At 59.1% G+C, this 20570-nt stretch carries 20 protein-coding genes and 1 riboswitch; of the genes, 6 read left to right on the forward strand and 14 right to left on the reverse strand.

What is annotated here, in order from left to right; translation table 11 throughout:
* Nucleotides 1–39: 39 nt before the first annotated feature.
* Complete coding sequence (locus PH551_RS06940) at nucleotides 40–291, reverse strand: hypothetical protein (RefSeq protein ID WP_285192396.1); 252 nt, start codon at nucleotides 289–291, stop codon at nucleotides 40–42.
* Between the two features lie 176 nt (nucleotides 292–467).
* On the opposite strand from PH551_RS06940, the gene PH551_RS06945 reads away from it, so the two are divergent.
* Nucleotides 468–746, forward strand: a complete 279-nt coding sequence (locus PH551_RS06945) for an antitoxin (RefSeq protein WP_285192397.1) — start codon at nucleotides 468–470, stop codon at nucleotides 744–746.
* On the forward strand, nucleotides 746–1021 hold the full coding sequence (locus PH551_RS06950) for a PIN domain-containing protein (RefSeq protein WP_285192398.1): 276 nt from the start codon (nucleotides 746–748) through the stop codon (nucleotides 1019–1021). Before PH551_RS06945 ends, PH551_RS06950 begins: the two co-directional genes overlap by 1 nt.
* A 348-nt stretch (nucleotides 1022–1369) precedes the next feature.
* Here PH551_RS06950 and PH551_RS06955 read toward each other — a convergent pair whose 3' ends face one another.
* The 7 genes from PH551_RS06955 to speB all read right to left on the reverse strand — a co-directional run bounded on the left by PH551_RS06955 (nucleotide 1370) and on the right by speB (nucleotide 10385).
* Entirely contained in the window at nucleotides 1370–2692 is a 1323-nt protein-coding gene (locus PH551_RS06955; RefSeq protein ID WP_285192463.1) for an aspartate aminotransferase family protein, read from the reverse strand.
* Nucleotides 2693–2736: 44 nt separating this feature from the next.
* Nucleotides 2737–3801, reverse strand: a complete 1065-nt coding sequence (locus PH551_RS06960; protein ID WP_285192399.1) for a phosphotransferase — start codon at nucleotides 3799–3801, stop codon at nucleotides 2737–2739.
* A 60-nt stretch (nucleotides 3802–3861) separates the two neighbouring features.
* Nucleotides 3862–5295, reverse strand: a complete 1434-nt coding sequence (locus tag PH551_RS06965; protein ID WP_285192400.1) for an NAD-dependent succinate-semialdehyde dehydrogenase — start codon at nucleotides 5293–5295, stop codon at nucleotides 3862–3864.
* A 17-nt stretch (nucleotides 5296–5312) separates the two neighbouring features.
* Nucleotides 5313–6905 carry a gamma-glutamyltransferase gene (gene ggt / locus PH551_RS06970; protein WP_285192401.1) on the reverse strand — a complete coding sequence of 531 codons (1593 nt, stop codon included), beginning with the start codon at nucleotides 6903–6905 and terminating at the stop codon, nucleotides 5313–5315.
* Nucleotides 6906–6922: 17 nt separating this feature from the next.
* Nucleotides 6923–8305 carry an aspartate aminotransferase family protein gene (locus PH551_RS06975; protein ID WP_285192402.1) on the reverse strand — a complete coding sequence of 461 codons (1383 nt, stop codon included), beginning with the start codon at nucleotides 8303–8305 and terminating at the stop codon, nucleotides 6923–6925.
* Nucleotides 8306–8417: 112 nt separating this feature from the next.
* On the reverse strand, nucleotides 8418–9260 hold the full coding sequence (locus PH551_RS06980) for a transporter substrate-binding domain-containing protein (RefSeq protein ID WP_285192403.1): 843 nt from the start codon (nucleotides 9258–9260) through the stop codon (nucleotides 8418–8420).
* Between the two features lie 78 nt (nucleotides 9261–9338).
* Entirely contained in the window at nucleotides 9339–10385 is a 1047-nt protein-coding gene (gene speB / locus PH551_RS06985) for an agmatinase (protein WP_285192404.1), read from the reverse strand.
* Between the two features lie 176 nt (nucleotides 10386–10561).
* Here speB and PH551_RS06990 point away from each other — a divergent pair, with 176 nt between their 5' ends.
* The 4 genes from PH551_RS06990 to PH551_RS07005 are packed head-to-tail and all read left to right on the forward strand — an operon-like array spanning nucleotide 10562 to nucleotide 13533.
* Nucleotides 10562–11257: a GntR family transcriptional regulator gene (locus PH551_RS06990; RefSeq protein WP_285192405.1), complete on the forward strand. Its 696-nt coding sequence runs from the start codon at nucleotides 10562–10564 to the stop codon at nucleotides 11255–11257.
* A 33-nt stretch (nucleotides 11258–11290) separates the two neighbouring features.
* Nucleotides 11291–12016, forward strand: coding sequence for an ABC transporter permease (locus tag PH551_RS06995; protein WP_285192406.1), 726 nt, complete (start codon nucleotides 11291–11293; stop codon nucleotides 12014–12016).
* Nucleotides 12013–12714, forward strand: a complete 702-nt coding sequence (locus PH551_RS07000) for an ABC transporter permease (protein WP_285192407.1) — start codon at nucleotides 12013–12015, stop codon at nucleotides 12712–12714. The genes PH551_RS06995 and PH551_RS07000 overlap by 4 nt, the downstream gene beginning before the upstream one ends.
* A 12-nt stretch (nucleotides 12715–12726) precedes the next feature.
* Nucleotides 12727–13533: an ABC transporter ATP-binding protein gene (locus tag PH551_RS07005; protein ID WP_285192408.1), complete on the forward strand. Its 807-nt coding sequence runs from the start codon at nucleotides 12727–12729 to the stop codon at nucleotides 13531–13533.
* A gap of 264 nt (nucleotides 13534–13797) precedes the next feature.
* On the opposite strand, the gene PH551_RS07010 is transcribed toward PH551_RS07005, so the two are convergent.
* From PH551_RS07010 to thiC, 6 genes are all read right to left on the reverse strand, one after another.
* Nucleotides 13798–15633 (reverse strand): HAMP domain-containing methyl-accepting chemotaxis protein, encoded by a 1836-nt coding sequence (locus PH551_RS07010; RefSeq protein WP_285192409.1) that lies wholly within the window; start codon nucleotides 15631–15633, stop codon nucleotides 13798–13800.
* Nucleotides 15634–15908: 275 nt separating this feature from the next.
* Nucleotides 15909–16544, reverse strand: a complete 636-nt coding sequence (locus PH551_RS07015; protein WP_285192410.1) for a thiamine phosphate synthase — start codon at nucleotides 16542–16544, stop codon at nucleotides 15909–15911.
* A complete protein-coding gene (locus PH551_RS07020; RefSeq protein WP_285192411.1) occupies nucleotides 16541–17314 on the reverse strand; it encodes a thiazole synthase in 774 nt (257 codons plus the stop codon). The genes PH551_RS07015 and PH551_RS07020 overlap by 4 nt, the downstream gene beginning before the upstream one ends.
* 1 nt (nucleotide 17315) lies before the next feature.
* On the reverse strand, nucleotides 17316–17513 hold the full coding sequence (gene thiS / locus PH551_RS07025; protein ID WP_210633790.1) for a sulfur carrier protein ThiS: 198 nt from the start codon (nucleotides 17511–17513) through the stop codon (nucleotides 17316–17318).
* The gene (thiO, locus tag PH551_RS07030) at nucleotides 17510–18496 is read right to left on the reverse strand and encodes a glycine oxidase ThiO (RefSeq protein WP_285192412.1); all 987 of its coding nucleotides are present in this window, start codon (nucleotides 18494–18496) and stop codon (nucleotides 17510–17512) included. The genes thiS and thiO overlap by 4 nt, the downstream gene beginning before the upstream one ends.
* Before the next feature lie 2 nt (nucleotides 18497–18498).
* On the reverse strand, nucleotides 18499–20331 hold the full coding sequence (thiC, locus tag PH551_RS07035) for a phosphomethylpyrimidine synthase ThiC (RefSeq protein WP_285192413.1): 1833 nt from the start codon (nucleotides 20329–20331) through the stop codon (nucleotides 18499–18501).
* A 94-nt stretch (nucleotides 20332–20425) separates the two neighbouring features.
* Nucleotides 20426–20557, reverse strand: a riboswitch (TPP riboswitch).
* Between the last annotated feature and the right edge of the window lie 13 nt (nucleotides 20558–20570).

The raw sequence follows: 20570 nt of genomic DNA on the forward strand, positions 1-20570 counted from the left end.
GTGGCAATCGCTTGGCCACCTTAGCCGTGTCGCTTGTGCTCAGAGCTGCGTCGGAGCGTCGGCCTTCACCTCGGCATAGAGCTGTCCGCACATCGTCAGCGACCGCCGCATCGCTGCGACGCGATCTTCGGCGTCTTTGGCTGAATAGGCCCACACGTCGGTCGCCCAGCTCTTGCCGTCCATGTCGTACTGCAGGGCAAATTTATAGAGCGGTCGCGCATCTGCGTCTGTGTTGACGAAAGCTCGATCGGGTTCATCGTGGAGCTGGCGCGGGAAACTTACAACATTCACAACGTGCTCCTCGGGTTCAACTCGTCGCCAGGGCTCGAAAGACCGCTTTTCCTTGGACTAACCTGATCGCCCGAATTTCGTTCCCTGCGCACCTCGTCAGAGCAGGCCTACTCGCGGTCTGGCCCTTTCCTTCCGGCAACTTGAATCGCCGCGAAAAATCTATGATGTACACACGGATGATGTACATTCACCAGTTCGACTTCGGAAAGCAGAATGTCATGCATACGACAAAAGTATTCAGGAATGGCAATTCCCAAGCGGTGAGAATTCCCGCCGATTTGGCTTACAGCCAGACCGAGATGGAGCTTCAAATCGAGCGCATTGGTGACGAGCTCCGCATCCGCTCGCTAAAACCCTCCCTGGAGGGCGTATTGGCGCGTTTCGCAAGATTTGGCGACTCGTTCATGGCGGAGGGGCGCGGTGATCAGGAGCAGGCCGAACGGGATAGGCTGTAATGCCGCTCTACATGCTTGACACCAACATGTGCATCTATCTGATGAGGGAGCAACCGCAGCAAGTCGCACAACGTTTTGCTCAATGCCGCGTCGGCGATGTCGTCATGTCTGCCATCACGTTCGCGGAACTCGAATACGGCGTTTCTGCCTTGAAGGATGCAGAAAAGGAACGGTCGAACCTGGAGTATCTGATCGAGGCAATCCCTGGCGCCCCGTTCGATAGTGATGCGGCAAGGGCCCATGGACACGTCAGGTTCGCGACACGTGACCGGTAAAAGGATCACCTGGACAAACTGATAGCCGCGCAGGCGGTTTCGCTCAAGGCTGTCCTGGTGACGATAATATGCGGAACTTTACGGTTTACCGGGGCTTGCGCGTCGAAAACTGGCTGCTCCCCTGAGTTCAAAAAGGATGACGGGAGGGTTGCTCTTGGAGAGCACTGCGACCCACAGGTTCCGATGTCGAAGTTAATTAGGAATGCGACTGCGCCAGCCAATTGGAAATAGAATGTACCCGGCTACAGGCGAATCTGGCATAAGCTGAATTATGGAACAGCGGCACAAGTGGCGACCTCCAAAGCTGGAGGTGAGCGCTCTATGGCACAAAGCGGTGAGCCGCCGTACTCAGCCCTCGCGTTCTATTTCGACAAGGGCACCCTCAATTGCGTTGAGCAGCATATCGGCATTTTCGCGAGAGAAAGGGAGCGGCGGCCGAATTTTGAGAACATTACCATTCAGTCCTGAAGCACTTATCAACACACGCCGTTCACGAAGCTCGCTCACAACTTTCAACGCGACGGCGCTATCTGGCTCGCGGCTGTCCTGATTGCGTACAAACTCCAATCCGAGAAACAGACCGCTGCCCCGGACATCTCCAATCGAACCGAACGTCTCTTTCAGGCTCTTCATTCCTGCGCGCAGGTAGTCCCCTGTCTTGCGCGCATTTTGCATGAGATTTTCGCTCTCGATAACGTCAAGTACAGCCGAGGCAGCAGCCAAGGAAACGTTGTTGGCCCCAAATGTGTTGAAGTAACGTATATCCCGGCCGAAACACTCCTGGATGTCCGACTTCATAATGGCCGCTGCGATTGGCATTCCGTTACCCATCGGCTTGCCTGTCACTGCAATGTCCGGGATGACTTCGTGACGCGCGAAACCCCACATGTTTGTGCCAATTCGCCCGAAGCCGGGCTGCACCTCGTCAGCGATATAAAGCACGTCAGCTTTTTTCAGCACATCGACGACGGGTTTGAGGAAACCGGGCGGATCGGCAAAAACGCCGTCCGAGGAAAAGATGCTGTCGGCGATAAAGGCGGCTGGCGTGATACCCCGGCGGCGCATGTGGCCGATCGCTTTGGCGACGTCGTCCGCCAATGCCGCGCCGACGCCGCGACCATTGGCGCGATAAGTGTCGGGCGCCGGCACTGTCAGCACATGCTGGCCAAGGGGTACGCTGTCGCCAAGCAACGGCGAGATTTCCGCCGCCGAGGCCGTCACGCCATGATAGGCGTTCTCCGTAGTAATGAAGCCGGAGCCACCTGTGTAATGGCGTGCCAACCGGAGGGCCAGATCGACCGCCTCGCTTCCGGTGCAGGTGTACATGACGCGGTCGAGTTCGGCCGGAAATGTCGCCAAAAGCCTTTCTGAGTAGGAGAGGATTTGCTCGTTCAGATAACGTGTATGCGTATTGAGTTGCGACGCCTGGTAACTTATTGCCTCCACAACGTGCGGGTGGCAATGACCGACCGACGGCACGTTATTATAGGCGTCGAGATAGGCTTCTCCGTCCGGTCCATACAGCCATACGCCCTTGGCCTTCGTGACATGGACCGGGTTTTCATAAAAGAGCCGATACGACGGTCCGAGTAACATCTGTCGGCGCTCGATCATCTTTCGCTCTCGCTCCGGCAGGCTGCCGAGCCGTGCCGAGTCGAAACCATTGACCATTGGTGCGCTCGGTTTGGGGGAAACGGTTTTTTTCATGCTTGTGATCACCGATTGGCTTCGCGCAGTCTTTCGATAGCGACGGTTCTTGGAACTGCGTCAAGGCGCGCCAATTGCGCCCAAACGCCCGCACTTTGGGTGGTCAAGCGCTGAGCGTGCTCGGGGAACAGCCGTGCGCGCCATCTCGGAATACAAAGCCGCATTACCAATCGCATGACCGCTGCCTTGTAGATGAGGGGGATTTCGGCGTCGGACAGGGAGCATTCGCTACGATATCCCCCGATAAGGTCGCACATCGCCCCTATCGGATCAGATTCATCCCCGATCTGATAGGCAGCAGCGACCCCCACGTCGAAAAGCGTCGGGGCGTGCACCATGTCGCCAAAATCGATGATGCCAGTGATCGTATCCGGCATTGTCGTATCGACAAGGATGTTTTCCATGTTGAAGTCGTTGTGGATGACCTGAGCATCCAACGTATTCATGAGCGGCACAATCGCCGTCTCGAACTCGTCGATCGCATTTTCGAGGCGTGTTCGCTGATGTAGATCGGCAAATGTCGGCAGGACTTCGCGCATCCCTACCGCATGTTTCAAATCCCAGCTGATGCGATGTGATGCGGCCTCATGTGAAAAGCTCTTCAAGGCCTTTTGCAAACGTCCTAGCATTGTGCCAACCCGCCGTCGCTGCAGAGGAGACCGTGGCGCGGTCCGTTGAGCAACGCCCGGCGCGAAGGTGACCATGCGTACGCCGCGTTCGCTGCCGTCGTCCGTCACAAAGCGAAAATCCGCAGCTCCGTCACGCGTGCGAATGACACGCTGGGTGGGAATTCCCGGATCCACTTCCTCCACATGTAAGAGCGCTAAGCTGTGCATGGAGGTGACGAGAGGATCCTCTGCAGGATTGAGGATTTTTAAAAGATAGGCCGTACCATCCTCGAGCATCAGGTGAAAATTACTGTCCTTCTCGCCCCACAGCCATGTTGCGCGACCAGCAAGGCCATAATGGTCGCACGCAATTTGTTGCGCTTTGTCACATGACACCGGGACAGAAGCAGTTTCCAGTTCGGCGCCGAGCACACCAGTCTTGGATTTTTTTTGCAACACCGACATTCTCCACCCCTTTAGGTAGGTCTTTTGAAATTTTCGGGCCTCCTGAGGTCAAAAATCGAATTATGTCGCTTCGGTCACTAGCTTTGTATGGAAGTAGCTTTCCATTGCCTCGGCCCCGCCTTCTGAACCATAACCGGAATCTTTGATGCCGCCGAATGGCAGCTCGGGAAGCGCTAGTCCGTGGTGGTTGATAGAAAGCATGCCGCTTTCGATGTCGCGCGCAAGCTCGGCGCTCGTCTTGGCCGAAGTCGTGTAGGCGTATGCAGCCAGCCCGTATGGCAAGCGGTTGGCTTCCGCAACGGCAGAACCGTAATCCGAGAATGCGCTGACGATCGCCATCGGACCGAAGGGTTCTTCGTTCATCACGCACGCGTCTTGTGGAACATCCGTCAGAACCGTCGGCTGGAAGAAATTTCCGAGATTGCCGATCCTTTTGCCGCCGGTTGCAATCCGCGCGCCGCGCATGACGGCGTCGGCGGTCAGTGCTTCCATTGCTTCGACCCTTCGCGCGTTGGCAAGTGGCCCCATGGTTACGCCGTCGCGCATTCCATCGCCGACATTGACTGCCTCGGCCGCCTTGACGAAGCCGTCGAGGAATTTTTCAAAGACCCGTTCCTGGATGAGGAAGCGCGTGGGAGCCACGCAGACCTGGCCGCCATTTCGGAACTTCGCGCCGGCCAAGATCCTGACCGCAAGATCGATATCCGCATCATCGAAAACCAGAGCCGGCGCATGGCCGCCGAGTTCCATCGTGACGCGCTTCATGTGGGCGCCGGCGAGCGAAGCCAACTGCTTTCCGACCGGCGTCGATCCGGTAAAGGAGATTTTGCGGATGACGGGATGCGGGATGAGGTGATTTGAAATATCGGCCGGAATTCCGAAAACCAGATTGAGGACGCCCGCCGGCAGGCCGGCGTCGGCGAAGGCGTGAACAAGTTCGGCGCAGCTTGCCGGCGTCTCCTCCGGCCCCTTCAAAATAATGGAGCAGCCGGCCGCAAGGGCCGCCGAGACTTTCCGCACGGCCTGATTCAGCGGGAAGTTCCAGGGGCTGAAGGCCGCCACCGGGCCGACAGGCTCCCTGATCACCATTTGCCTGACATTGGTCGCCCTCGGAGGGATCAGGCGGCCATAGCAACGGCGAGCCTCTTCGGCAAACCAATCGATAATGTCGGCGGCGCCCGCCGTTTCAGCCTTGGACTCTGCCAGCGGCTTGCCCTGCTCCAAGGTCATCAGTCGCGAGATTTCCGCCGAACGGCCGCGCAGGATCTCGGCCGCTCGCCGCATCAGCTTTGCCCTCTCGAACGCACTGACTTGCCGCCATTGCTCGAACCCTGCGGCGGCGGCGGACAGCGCTTGGTCGAGGTCATTCCTGCCGGCATTTGAAACGCGGCCGATGACCTCACCGGTGGCGGGATTAACGATGGAAAGGCGGGCGTTCGAACCGTCCCTCCAGAAGCCATCAATGTAAAGCTGGGTATCCGGATAAGCTGCCATTTCGCGCTCCATTGCCGTCAGTAGCCGAGCGCGCAACCATCTTTCCGATGATCGGAACCGCCCAGCAGAACATTGTGTTGATCGTCGATCCAGATTGCTTGGGCGCCGCCGATCGCCCAATTCGGCGCGACAACCTTGAAACCGCGCGCTTCGAGATTTTCACCAATGGAGGTTCGAAGACGCGCTTCGGCCTCGACCGTCGCCGTGCCGGGGAGCGGAAAGAGCCGAGGCAGATCGATCGCGGTCTGGATATCCAGACCGAAGTCGAACAGCTTGGAGAGGAAGTGGGCGTGGCCCATTGCCTGATAGTGCCCGCCCATGACGCCGAACGACAAAACGGTTTTGCCGTGGCGTGTCACCAATCCGGGGATGATCGTGTGCATAGGCCTCTTGCGCGGTCCTATCGCGTTTGGATGGCCCTGTTTCAAGCTGAAGCTCTGCCCGCGATTGTGGAACAACACGCCGGAGTTTGGCGCCATCAGACCGCTTCCATAGGAATGGAAGATGGAGTTGATGAAGCTCGCAACATTTCGGTCCTTGTCGACAACCGAAATATAGACTGTGTCGGCATGCGCGACACCGTCGAGAGCCGCCGTGGCGTCGGCAACCTCGTTCATATTGATCTTGGCCGCAAGACTATCGGCGAGTTCATCGGACAGCAGGAAATCGACCGGAACATCCGATACCGAGGTGTCGGCTATCCACCGATCGCGGGCTGCGTAGGCCAGTCGAGTGGCTTCGATTTCGATGTGCAGATTATCAGCGTCAAGCGGATCGCCCGTGCGTTCAAAACGCTCAAGGATCCTCAATATCATCAGAGCGATGATACCCTGCCCGTTCGGCGGGCATTCATGCACCGTCCAGCCTCGGTAGGTCGCGCTGATTGGCTTCACATATTCGCCGGCGGCAGATGCAAAATCCTCAAGCGTATGGAGCCCGCCAAGCGAATTCAGCCGCGCCACCATGTCTTCCGCCACGGGGCCGCGATAGAAGCCGTCACGCCCCAGGGCTGCTATCGTCTCCAGCGTTTGCGCCAATTCCGACTGTCGTTGAACCGATCCCACAGGCGGCACTTGGTCATCGGCCAGGAAAATGCGGCGCGTCGAAGAATCGCGCAGCAACAATTCGCGTTGATTGACGATGTCGGCGGCAACTCGCGGAGTGATCCCGTAGCCGTCGCGCGCCAACGCTATCGCGGGAGCGAGAATTTCGGAGAGCGGCATCCTTCCGTGATCTGCGACCAGACGCGCCCATGCATCCACCGCGCCGGGAACCGTCACCGCATGCGGCGACGATCGCTCGATCGAGGTGATGCCATTGTCCCGATACCACTCGAAATGCGCGGCGGCCGGCGTGCGGCCGGAGCCGTTATAGGCAATGACATCATCATTGCCATTGGATGCGAGGAGCGCAAAACAATCACCGCCGATGCCGGTGGATCCGGCCTCGACCACGCATTGCACGGCACAGGCACCCACCGCAGCGTCGATCGCCTTGCCGCCGGCCTTGAGGATATCGATCGCGGTCAAAGTCGCCATAGGATGCGATGTTGCTGCCATCCCATTGCGGCCGACAGCTATCGATCTTCCCGGCATTTCGAAATTTCGCATATCTTCGATTCCCTTGCTCAGTAGAGGCCGGTCGCCCGGGCCCATGTGTAAGTGTCATCCAACGCACGGGCAGAGCGGTCGAACAATTCGTTGATCTGTGCTTCGGTAATGATGAGCGGAGGGCAAAGCGAGTAGTTGTCGCCAAGTGCGCGCGTGATGACGCCGTGGACCTGGGCCTGCTTGCCTGCGTGAATGGCAATGCCGTCCGTCGGCTTGAACGGCTCTTTGGTTTCCTTGTTACGAACCAGTTCGAGAGTCCCGATGAGGCCGCGGCCGCGGGCGTTCCCAACGAGCGGATGGTCGCCAAGCTCCTTCAACCGCCTCTGGAATACCGGGGCGACATCCCTGACATGACCGACAATGTCGCGCTCCTCATAGATTTTCAAGGTTTCCAAAGCGACAGCGGTTGCAACGGGATGGCCGCTATAGGTGAAACCATGTCCGAATGTTCCGATTTTCTCGCTCTCGGCAACGACTGCGGAATGGACCTTTTCATTGATCATCAGTGCGGATATCGGCTGATAGGCGGCCGAAAGCTGCTTTGCCATGACGATCATATCGGGCTGAAGCCCGAAGCTTTCGGAGCCGAACATAGTGCCGAGCCTGCCGAAGCCGCAGATGACCTCATCTGCGATCAGCAGCACGTCGTATTTCTTGAGGATTGCCTGGATCTTCTCGTAATAGGTCGGCGGCGGGACGATGCAGCCGCCTGATGCCATCAACGGCTCAGCGAAAAATGCACCGATGGTTTCAGGTCCCTCGGCGAGGATCATCTGTTCGAGCGAATCTGCACAACGCGTCGCAAACTCCTCTTCAGTTTCGCCCGGGCGGCCGTAACGATAAAATTCCGGGCAATTAGTATGCAGCACCCGATCGATAGGCAGATCGAAATCGCGATGGTTGTTAGGAAGTCCCGTCAGGCTGGCCGAAGCGATCGTCACACCGTGGTAGGCTCGCATCCGCGAGATGATTTTCTTCTTTTCCGGCTTGCCGATGGAATTGTGATAATACCAGACAAGCTTCATGGCCGTGTCGTTGGCCTCGGAACCCGAATTGGCAAAGAACACCTTCGACATCGGCACCGGTGAAAGCTGGATGAGCCGGTCGGCAAGCTCGACCGCGGTCTCGTGCGTCTTGCCGCCGAAGCTGTGATAGAAGGGCAATTCCTTCATCTGGCGGGTTGCCGCGTCTACCAGCCGCTGTTCGCTGAAACCCAGCGAGGCACAAAACAGCCCACCAAGCCCCTCTATGTATTTATTGCCGTCGCTGTCGATGATGTGGATCCCCTCCCCCTTGGCAATCACCAGCGGGCCGTCCTTCAAATGCTGCGAAGCGTTGGTGTAGGGATGAAGAACGAAGGCGGCGTCGCGGGATTCGAGGGAGTTGAGAAGGATGGTCACAGTGGTCTCCAAAATGATCGTGTGTTTCGATGGCGACGCTGGCCGGTCAGCCGGCACGACCTCTCGGTGCGCCGGCTGCCAATCGCTGCCGGATGGGAGCGCTGCCGCTTGATCAATCAAGCGTCGTCTTCATCCACTTCTGGGCGAGTTTGTTGATCGTGCCGTCCGCTTCGGCAGATTCGATCGCCGCATCGAACATCGACTTCAGTACGGTGTCGTCCTTGCGAAGGCCTGCCGCGATGCCCTGCCCGAAGACCCCGCCTTTGAAGGTGGGGCCGGCGATCTTGTAGTCTTTGAAGTCTTCCTTGCCGAGCGTTGCATTCAGTGACGTCTTCTGCGCAACGACGGCGTCGATACGACCGGCCTGAAGGTCGAGATCATGCTGTTCGACGGTCTTGTATTCCCTGGGATCGACAACACCCTTGAAATAGGCATCGAGAAAGGCTGCGTTGGCCGTCGACACCTGGGCGCCTACGGCCTTGCCCTTCAGGGCGTCTCGAAGCGGCTGCAATTCCTGCTCGACCTTCGCTTTGTCGCCAGCGAGGTCGACCGTCGTTCCCGTTCCCGGCAGATTTGCGAGAGGGCCGGTTTTATCGACCATGAAGGCGGCCGCCGTCGAAGCATAGGGCTTGCTGAACGATATGACGGCAAGACGCTTCTCGGTAACGATCATCGACGCCATGATGGCGTCGAACTTCTTCGCAGTGAGCGATGGAATCAGCCCGTCCCAATCCTGGGCGACGATGGTGCACTTGATCTTCATGCGAGCGCAGAGGTCGTTGGCAAGATCGATCTCGAATCCTGCGAGCTTGCCGTCGGGGCCGGTAAAATTCCAGGGCTCGTATGCGCCCTCGGTTGCAATGGTGATCTCCGTCGGTTTTGTCTCCGCGGCGGCGACGCCAGCCGACAGCACGCCAAGCAGAGCGGACGTCAGCAAAAGTTTTGATAATTGCATATTGGCATTCCCCTTTTGTTGCACCCTGCCCTTTTCCCAAGGCAAGGCTGTTGCAGACTCCGCGCGTCCGGCGATTTGCTAGGACGCGCGAACCTTGATTGCCTCGGCCGCAAGGCAGAGGAGCTCGAATAAGACCTGAGCGGCAATTTGCGCCGTGTTCGAGGTTGGGTCGTATTGCGGAGCGATCTCCACGACGTCGCCGCCGACGATGTTCAAACCTGAAAGACCGCGCAGAATTCCAAGCGCCTGGGCGGATGTCAGCCCACCGACCTCCGGCGTTCCTGTGCCGGGCGCAAAGGCCGGATCAAGAGAATCGACATCGAAGCTGACGTAGGTCGGGGCTGATCCGGCGATTTCTCTCGCCTTTGCGATCACGCCGCTGACGCCGAGATCGGCGACTTCCTCCGCATGGATGATGGTCATGCCCGATGCATAGGAGAACTCCCACAGATACTCGGAATTTCCTCGAATTCCGATCTGGATCGTCCGTCGGGGGTCAAGAACACCGTCGAGAACCGCCTGGCGGAATGGCCCGCCATGATGGAATTTGCAGCCCTCAAATGACCCGCCCGTATCGCAATGCGCATCGATGTGGATCATCCCCACCGGCCGATGCCTGCCGATGGCCCTTAGAATGGGAAGGCTGACCGAATGGTCGCCGCCGACCCCTAGGGGCACGACTCCAGCCCTTATCAGGCGGTGGACAAATTGCTCAATATCCTGGTGGGACGCAGCAAGATCAAAACGGCTTTTGAACGGGACATCGCCCACGTCGGCAACGCGTGCATTTGCAGTCGGGACGGCTCGCAGAACATGATTGTAGGGCCCAACGCGATCGACGTTGCGTACGGCTCTCGGTCCGAACCGCGCACCCGATCGGTTCGTCACCCCGAGATCCATGGGAATTCCGAAAAGCGCGATGTCCATATCCGTGAAATTGGGTGCGGCATCGGGACGATACGGGGCCTTCAATAATGTCGGAAGGCCACAATAGGGCGCCTGACGGCTATCGCCGTCAGCAAAGACCAGTTCGGCGACTTTTCGAAACTCCTCATCGAACATTTCACCGCCCGAAGAATTCAAGTAGCGCTTCCGCAATTCGTCCAGGCTGAGAATCTCCGACATCGGACCTCCATATGTTCCGCCCCATCAGGCTGCGATCAAGAAGCAAACCAGGGCCATTGCTTGTTGTCGCCAACATTGTATACATAATCGTATTCTTCTTGATCGGGCAAGAGGAAAAACGTTATGGTGAAATCGCCGGGACCCGGTAAATGCACCAGAGATGGAAGGGGAATTGATTGGCACCGAAAACGGAACAGCGGGGATCGTTGCGCGAAAGCACCTATGCGCAATTGAAGGACTTGATCCTCAGCGGCCAACTTCGCCCCTCGGAGCGCCTTTCTGAAGTTACGCTTGCCAAACGCTTCGGCGTCAGCCGAACGCCGCTGCGCGAAGCGCTGATGAAGCTCGAAGAGGAAGGGCTTGTCGTCGGGCAGCGGAATTTCGGTTACACGGTGACCGATCTCGACGTCACCAAATTCTGCAATCTCCTAGTCGTTCGCGAAGCGCTCGATGTTTGCGCGGCACAACTCGCCTGCGAGATGGCGACCGAGGAAGACCTCGATCGGCTTCGCGACGTCATCATCCAGATGGTGGACCTCAAGGAAACGACCAACGAGGCGCCATCGGATGCCGCGCGCAACCTCGATCTCGGATTGCACATCCATCGCGTGATCGTCGAATCGACCCGAAACGAGGCCCTCGTGAGGGCGACGGATCAAATTTACCAGCAGCCTCGCCTAGCGCTTTGGCTCGAAGTGCTCTGGGTTGACCTGGAGCACACCGATCTCGACGAGCATCGGGCAATCGCGGACGCCATCTGTGCACGCGACAAGGAGGCTGCCGCGATCGCAGCTCGGGCGCATGTGCAAAGCTCGCTCAAGAACATGTCGAAGCTTCAGCGCATTTGGGCGCACCGGCGCGCTGCCGAGTGAAGCAACCCTGATCTGTCATCAAGAGGTCCACGCATGGCATTTATCGGTAGTTACCTGACTCTCATCGGTTTCGGACCGACCGGTTGGGGATGGCTGCTTCTGACCGCGGCGGCCATGACGATCGGTGTATCCGTCTGCGGCTTTCTGGCTGGAACGGTGATCGGCTCGGTCGTCACCTTCATGCAGCTGTCCCGCCACATCGGACTCCGCTGGCTTGCCGACTGCTACACCACGATCCTTCGCGGCGTGCCTGACCTTCTGGTCATCTATCTCTTCTATTTCGGCGGCAGCGCATTCCTAGGGACTGTCGGCGGCCTTTTCGGGTATCAAGGTTTTATCGGAATGCCGGCATTTTTGACCGGGACGCTGGCGCTTGGCGTCGTTTCGGCGGCCTATCAGGCCGAAGTATTTCGCGGAGCCTACAGATCGGTTGCACGCGGCGAAATCGAAGCCGCCACCGCCGTCGGCATGCGGCCGTGGCCCAAATTCAGGCGTATCGTCGCGCCGCTCGTCCTTCGTTACGCCATTCCCGGCCTTGGAAACACCTGGCAACTCGTGTTGAAGGAATCGGCATTGATCTCCGTCACGGGCCTCGTCGAACTGCTGCGCCAGTCGCAGATCGCCGCAGGCTCCACTCGCCGGCCATTCGAGTTCTACCTGTCGGCGGTCATTCTCTACCTCGTCGTAACCTGGTTCTCCTCGATTGTGTTCAAACGAATGGAAGCTCGAACGACCCAAGGCGTGAGGAGAGCGCTATGACGGATATCGGCTTCATGTGGGATACGTTTCTCACGCTTCTGACCGGTGTGCCGCTAACCCTCGAGCTTGCGGTCACTTCCATTCTGGCAGGCAGCATCCTGGCGCTTGCGATCTCGCTGCTGGCGGTGACCGGCGGTGCAATCGGACAAAACATAGCCGGTGCCTACGTCTTCGTCTTCAGAGGTTCGCCTCTGCTCGTCCAAATGTTCCTGATCTATTATGGTCTCGGCCAGTTTCGGCACGGATTGCAAGACCTCGGGCTCTGGTGGTTCTTTCGCGAGCCCTATTGGTGTGCGGTGCTGGCGCTTACTCTGAACACGGCCGCCTACTGCAGCGAAATTTTCCGCGGTGGCCTCAGGGCCGTCTCCAGCCAGGAGATCGAGGCGGCACGCGCTTGCGGCATGTCGAGCGTTCTCCTGTTCAGACGAATAATCATGCCAATCGCCATCAGGCATGCGCTGCCCGCCTATGGCAACGAGATCATCCTGATGATCAAGGCAACAGCACTCGCGTCTGTCATTACGATCATGGAAGTCACCGGCCTTGCTGGAAAACTAATCGCCGACAGCTTCCGCGCTTTCGAGATCTTCATTGTCGCAGGCGCGATCTATCTCGCGATCAACTTCATCGTCACCCGAATGCTCATGGTGATCGACTTTTGGCTTTCGCCGCACATGCGCATACGGCTGCAATCTTAGACGGGAGTGACTATGTCTGACACGGGAACAGTTCTGGCAAGCGACAACAAAAACAAGAGCGCTGCCGTTTCGGTCAAGGACCTTCGCAAATGCTTCGGCCCATTGGAAGTCCTGAAGGGGGTTTCGCTGGAAGCGCACGAGGGAGATGTGATTTCCATTCTCGGCTCATCCGGCTCCGGAAAGTCGACGATGCTCAGATGTCTTAATATGCTTGAAGTCCCCGACAGCGGAGAAATCAGCATCGGCGGCGAGATATATTCTCTGAAGAAAGTCGGACATCGAACGGAGCCTGTTGATCGCAGGCAAGTCGATCGCATGCGCGAACACATCGGCATGGTATTTCAAAGCTTCAATCTGTGGTCGCATATGACCATCCTGGAGAATGTGATAGAAGCGCCGGTGCACGTACAGAAGCGAAACCGCGCGGAATGCGTTGCCGAAGCCGAAGCTCTACTCGAACGGGTTGGTATCGCCGACAAGCGAAACTTCTATCCAGCGCACCTCTCCGGCGGGCAGCAACAACGCGCGGCAATCGCTCGCGCACTGGCCCAGCGCCCAAAGGTAATGCTATTTGACGAGCCGACTTCCGCACTCGATCCCGAACTCGTCGGCGAAGTGCTCAAGGTTATGCGCTCCCTTGCCGAGGAAGGTAGGACGATGCTTGTCGTGACGCACGAAATGGCTTTCGCGCGCGACGTGTCCAGCAAAGTGGTGTTTCTTCACAAAGGTGTTGTGGAAGAAACGGGCACGCCTGCTGAACTCTTCAACCGTCCGCGATCCGAGCGGTTTCGGCAGTTTCTTGCCAATGAGCGAAAGTGACGTAGGAGACTGCAACTCGTTTGACAATGCGACCTGGGTTCCATGTCGATCCAGCGATCATGCTTGTTGCTGTTCCGATGGTGTGGGAACCGTTGCGATCACCATCCTCCACGTCAAGCATGCTTTGAAAGAAGGGTCGTGAAATCGCGCGCCGAAAACAGCTTGCGCCCTTCTTGATCCACCCCTTAAAGAGTTGCCTGCGGAGAGAACAAGGCGCTGTTGGTTCTCGTACCCGGTTACATCAGGTCAAGCACCTGATCGTGATCACGCCGCCATGGTGCGGACGTTGTGTCTAGGCTCAACGGCCCGAGCGGGTTGACGGTCGAGAGTGAACTGATTGACCAGTTCGCGCAGTCTGCTCGCCTCTGCCGACAAGGAAGCGGCCGCTGCGGTGGATTGCTCGACCATCGCGGCATTCTGCTGAGTGGACTGGTCCATCTGATTGACGGCCGTATTGATTTCGGCAAGTCCGGTGGACTGTTCACGCGCAGACGTAGCAATTGCGTCCATCAACTGATTGATTTGAGACACTTGCTCGCTGATTTCGTTCAACGACTGGCCAGTCTCGAGAACCAGTCTTACGCCGGTGCCGACTTCGGCGGAGGACTTTTGGATAAGGCCCTTGATTTCCTTCGCCGCCGTCGCTGCGCGCTGGGCAAGCTCGCGAACCTCCTGGGCAACAACCGCAAAACCTTTGCCGGCTTCGCCGGCCCGTGCTGCCTCGACGCCAGCATTCAGCGCCAGGAGGTTGGTTTGGAAAGCAATGTCGTCAATGACGCCGATGATGCTTGATATCCGCTCCGAGCTTTCCTCTATCCGCCGCATCGCCTGTTCGGCGTGAGACACAACGGCAGCAGAACGTTCTGCACTGACATTAGCCACCTGGGCGACAGTGCGAGCCTCCTCGGTTCTCTTCGAGGCAGTCGTCACATTGGCGGTAATCTCATCGAGGGCTGCCGCAGTTTCCTCCAGGGAAGCTGCCTGCTGTTCGGTCCGCTTGGAGAGATCTTGCGCACCGGACGCGATTTCGCATGTTCCGTTGTCGATGCTGTGCACCGTCTGCAGTACAGCACCAATGGTTGTGCCGAGTTGTCGAAGCGAAGCATTGAAATCCCCACGCAGCGCCTCGTATTCCGGAGCGAACGGCTCCGCCAACTGGAAAGAAACGTCACCGCCCGCAAGGCGTCTCAATCCATCGCCAAGCGTCGTTGTCGCAAAGCGCAACTGCTGCGCTTCCCGTTCGGCGCGCTCCTGTGCGGCAGCGCGCGTCGCCTCCGACTGGCTTCGCGATGCCGTTGCTTCCTGCTCCAGTCGAAGAACATTGATGGCGTTCTGTCGAAACACCTCCACTGCTCCCGCCATTGCCCCGATCTCGTCGCCACGCCCAGCGTAGGGAATTTCGCTTTGCAGATCTCCGTCGGAGAGGATCGTCATGGCAGAGGCAATTCGGCGGATCGGATTGGCGATGCCGAAGACGGCAAAGAGCGCTCCGGCAGAGGTGACCAGAATAGAAAGGGTGGCAATCAATGCCGTGGTCGTGAACGCGTTGCCCGCGGTTGCATTGCTTGTGGTCACATATGTTTCGGTCTGTCCGAGAATGAAGGCCACCAAGTCCGCAATCTCCTGGCTCACCAGATCAGATTGTGCCTCCATGTTCTGCCGAAAGAGACTGCCCGCCTCGGCGGTCTTGCCGTTGTCCTGCAGTTGGACCATTTGCGCGGCGAGCTCACTATATTTCTTGAGCCCTGACTTGACGTCATTGATCAGCTCGCGACCTTTCTCCGTTCGGACGCCCGCCACATACTCTTGGATTGCCCGCTCGACTGCGGCTTTCGTCTCGTCGATCAGCTTCGCCTCGGCGGCCCGCTTCTCCGGCGACGCCTCCAACAGGTAGCGCGCATAGGCGAGCTTCAGATCAGAGAAGTTGCCTTTGATATCTCTGGCAGTGATCATCCGCTTCATCCAGAAGCCGCCAATCTGCTGAGCGCTGTCATTCAGTGTCGAGATTGTACTGAGGGAATTATACGATAGGGCAATCAGGAAGGCACAGATAACAGACAAAACGGCAATAAGGGTCTGTTTGACGGTGGGGCGTTTCATACAATTCTCCAGTACTCTAGGGCGGGCTATACAGCTCAGATAACCCGAAGAATTCGCGCGAGTCGCTAATTTAGGATTAACTTTAAATAGTTCGGCCGTCGCTCCCTGAATAATTTATGTCGCTTACAAACGAGGCGTAGCAAAGTGCTCTTCGCTGCTATCAAGGGTATGTTAGTGGCGACTCAGGTGTGATCGAAAGGCTCGGCCGGCAACGGCCTGTGCCTGACTGTGCCGTCGACCCGCTTCCGTCTCCACGCGCTTCTGCGGCTTCAGTATCAAGAGGCCACCGGTGATACCTCATTCGCGCGCCGCCACGGCGCGGTCGCGGCCAGCCACTGTCGCGTGCGGGCCTCGGGATCCGCGTTGCGGGTGATATCGGTGACCACGGCAGCACTGTCGGCGCCTTTTTCCAATACCAGCGGCGCGCGTTCGGCGGTGATCCCGCCGATGGCGACGAGCGGTATCGCGCCGACACGCTGGCGCCAGTCGGAAAGACGTTCCACGCCTTGCGGCGCCCATTTCATCTGTTTGAGGATCGTGGGCCAGACCGGCCCGAGCGCAACATAATCCGGCTCGGCCGCCAGCGCCGTCTCCAGCTCCGATATGTCGTGGGTGGATAGGCCGAGCCTCAGGCCGGCGCGGCGAATGGCATTCCTGTCGGCGGCCATCAGGTCTTCCTGGCCGAGATGAACGAAATCGCATCCTTCATCGATGGCAAGTTTCCAGTAGTCGTTGACGACCAATTGGCAAGCCGCTGCCGCGCAGGCAGCCTTCGATCGCCGGATCTGCTCGCGAAGCACGGAGTCCGGGCAATCCTTGATGCGCAGCTGGACGAGTTTGACGCCGAGTGGCACGAGACGCTCGACCCATTCGGCGCTGTCGACGATGAGATAGAAGGGGTCTAAGTTCATGAGAAGACTGCCTTGCCGATGACGGGAGTGGATGGGACGGCGATATCGCGTGGCTCCAGCGGTACGGCGGCATACGCCAGGCGGCCGGCATCGATCGCAAGCGCGAACGCCTCGGCAATGCTGGCGGGATCTCCGGCGCCGGCAACGGCGGTGTTGAGAAGGACGGCATCATAACCGTACTCCATGACGGTGGCGGCGTGAGACGGGCGGCCGATGCCGGCATCGATGATCAGCGGCACATCCGGAAAGTGCGCCCGGAACGCTCGCAGCGCCATCGGGTTCAGCGGCCCCTGAGCGGAACCGATCGGCGCGCACCAGGGCATCAGGACGCGGCAGCCGGCTTCCAGCAGCCTTTCGGCGACGACAAGGTCATCGGTGGTATAGGGGAAGACCTGAAAGCCCTCGCCGGTCAGGATGCGGGCCGCCTCGACAAGGCCGAAGACGTCAGGCTGCAGCGTATCGTGATGTCCGATAACTTCGAGCTTGATCCAGTCGGTGCGGAAGACGTCGCGCGCCATCTTCGCCGTCAGCACGGCCTCCTGCACGCTGTGACATCCGGCCGTATTCGGCAGCACATGCACGCCAAGCTCGCGGATCAGGTCGAAGAAGGCGCCGCCCGCTTTGCCGCCGATGGCTTCGCGGCGAAGCGAAACGGTGACGATCTCGGTCTTCGAGCGCTTGACCGCCTCGGCAAGGATAGCTGGAGACGGATAACGGGCGGTGCCGAGCAGCAGTCGGGAGCGGACTTCAACATCATAAAGTTTCAGCATCTCAGCCTCCTTGCATGGGTGAGAGAATTTCGATGCGGTCGCGTTCGCCGAGCCTGAAATCGGCGCGGTCCTCGCGGTGCACCAGCTCGCCGTTCACTGCGGTTGCCAGCCATTCGCCTTCGTAGTCGAGAGCGAGAAGAAGATCCGCGAGCGTCGCGGCTGCGACCTCCTGTTCCTCGCCGTTGATGATGAAGGTCATGATGCCCTCCTTTCCGAGTGCTTGTCTTTTCCAAGAAGAAGCCGCGCCACCTCCCCTGCCATGGCCGGCGCCAGCAGAAAGCCGTGACGGTAGAGGCCATTGACATGGAAGATGCGCCCCTCCTGCGTCACCCGCGGCAGATTGTCGGGATAGGCCGGCCGCACGCCCGCGCCGGTCTCGGTAACCCGTGCCTCGCCGAAGGCAGGATTGACGGCATAGGCGGCATTCAGCAACTCCATCAGCGAACGCGCGGTAATCGGGCCGATGTCGTTGCTTTCGATCATCGTCGCCCCGATCATGAAACGATTTCGCTGGCGTGGCACGATATAGATCGGGTGGCGCGGATGCAGCAGGCGAACGGGACGGGAGAGAGTGACCTCGTTCGTTTCGACGCAAAGCATCTCTCCGCGAACGCCGCGCAATCCGGGCAGACGGCCGATCTGGGCAGCCCCGGTGCAGTCGATCACGCGATCGTAGGGGGCAAGGTCGGCATCGCCCCTGACGCCGAATGTGAGGCGCATGCGGGCTTCCTCAAGTCCGGCGGCGAGACCGGAGAGCGCCTGCCGCGGATCGAGATGCGCTTCCTGCCGGAAGAACAATGCCCTGCGGAAGCGGCCGGCGAGATCCGGTTCAAGCGTCGCGATCGCCGGCTCGTCCAGCCATTCCCATCCGCTTGTCCGGCGGCAAAAGCGGTCGAGTTCGCCGGCATCTCGCCCGGCCGCCACCACAAGCGTCCCCCGGCGATTGACATGGCCGGGCAGCGCTGCCTCCCACCAATCGGCGGCAAGACGGCCGAGCGCCAGGACCGGCTCGTCTGCGCTTTCCCTTTCGCACCATGGAGCCAGCATGCCGCCGGCAAAGCCGGAAGCACCGGCGCCGACCTGGTCGGCTTGCTCAGCGACGCTGACCCGGAATCCGTGCCGATGGAGCTGCCAGGCAACGGTGAGGCCGGCAACGCCGGCCCCCTTGACGAGAACATGCATCGTCATTCTCCGGCAAGCGTTTTCGCAGCGTCGGCGACCGGCATGTAGAGGTCGCCGCCATCGCGATACCTGGCGGCCATGGCTTCCAGTCCTTCTTTCTGCGCCTCGGCGCGAATATCGTGGGAAATGCGCATGGAACAGAATTTCGGGCCGCACATCGAACAGAAATGCGCCACCTTGTGGGCCTCCTTCGGCAGGGTCTCGTCATGGAAGGAACGCGCCGTATCCGGGTCGAGGGAGAGGTTGAACTGGTCTTCCCAGCGGAATTCGAACCGCGCCCGCGACAGCGCATCGTCACGGATGCGGGCGGCCGGATGGCCCTTGGCGAGGTCGGCGGCATGCGCGGCAATCTTGTAGGTGATGACACCGGTCTTGACGTCGGTGCGGTCGGGCAGGCCCAGATGCTCCTTCGGCGTGACGTAGCAGAGCATGGCCGTGCCGAACCAGCCGATCATCGCGGCTCCGATGCCGGAGGTGATGTGATCATAGCCCGGCGCAATGTCGGTGGTCAGCGGTCCGAGCGTATAGAAGGGAGCCTCGCCGCAGACCCTGAGCTGCTTGTCCATATTCTCCTTGATCTTGTGCATCGGCACGTGGCCAGGACCTTCGATCATCACCTGGCAATCCCTGGCCCAGGCAATCTTGGTCAGTTCGCCGAGGGTTTCGAGCTCGGCAAATTGCGCAGCGTCATTGGCATCGGCGATCGAGCCGGGGCGAAGGCCGTCTCCAAGCGAGAAGGAGACGTCATAGGCACGGCAGATGTCGCAGATTTCCTCGAAATGCTCGTAGAGGAAGCTCTCCTTGTGGTGATGCAGACACCACTTGGCCATGATCGAGCCGCCGCGTGAGACGATCCCGGTGACACGATTGACGGTGAGCGGGATATAGGCAAGCCGCACGCCCGCATGGATGGTGAAATAATCGACGCCCTGCTCGGCCTGTTCGATCAGCGTATCGCGATAGACTTCCCAGGTGAGATCCTCTGCAATGCCGTTCACCTTTTCAAGCGCCTGGTAGAGAGGCACCGTTCCGATCGGAACCGGCGAATTGCGAATGATCCATTCGCGGATGTTGTGAATGTTGCGGCCGGTGGAGAGGTCCATCACCGTGTCGGCGCCCCAGCGGATCGCCCAGACCATCTTTTCCACTTCTTCCGCCATCGACGAGGTGACGGCCGAGTTGCCGATATTGGCGTTGATCTTCACCAGGAAATTCCGGCCGATGATCATCGGTTCGGTTTCCGGGTGGTTGATGTTGGCCGGAATGATCGCGCGGCCCGCCGCGACCTCCCGCCGCACGAATTCGGCCGTCACGAAATCGGGAATATCAGCGCCAAAGCTCTCGCCGTCGCGCCCGAGCGCCTCCTTCGCGGCCTGCCGGCCGAGGTTTTCGCGGATGGCGATGAACTCCATTTCCGGCGTGATGATGCCGGCACGCGCATAGGCGAGCTGGGTTACGGCGCGGCCCGCTTTTGCCTTCAGCGGCGTGTTGCGAATAGGGAATTCCGGCGTCAGCCGCTCGCCGGTGACAAAACCATTATCTTCAGGCTTCACCACCCGGCCTACATAGGCTTCGACATCGCCGCGCGCTCTGATCCAGTTCTCGCGCAGACGCGGCAGCCCGGCGTCGATCGAGACCGTATGTGCCGGGTCGGTATAGGGACCGGAGGAATCATAGACCGTTACCGGCGGTTCACCGGAGGTCGGGTGAAGGCTGATTTCGCGCATCGGCACGCGCAGATCAGGATAGAGCGTTCCGGGCTTGGCGATCTTGGTCGAGGCCGGAAGCGGGCCGGTGGTGACGACCGGAGTAAGCTTGGGTGCGACAATATTCATGGGTGAGGCTCCAAGGTTTGACGTTTGGAGACCCAGTTCCAGTGTTGGAATGATGGAAAGACGCCTCATGCGACAAAGCGAAATCCGCCCGATAGCCGCAGCGTCTGCACCGTCCCTACGCCAGTATGAACTGGATCAGGTTCAACGGGTCACTGCGCCACAACAGGCAAAGCCGTATTGTTCAGCAGAATCTCAGCCCCTTGCCGGGACACCCCTGGTGAATGCCCTGCATCAAAGAC

It is taken from the genome of Rhizobium atlanticum, from assembly GCF_030182485.1.
Taxonomy (GTDB): domain Bacteria; phylum Pseudomonadota; class Alphaproteobacteria; order Rhizobiales; family Rhizobiaceae; genus Rhizobium.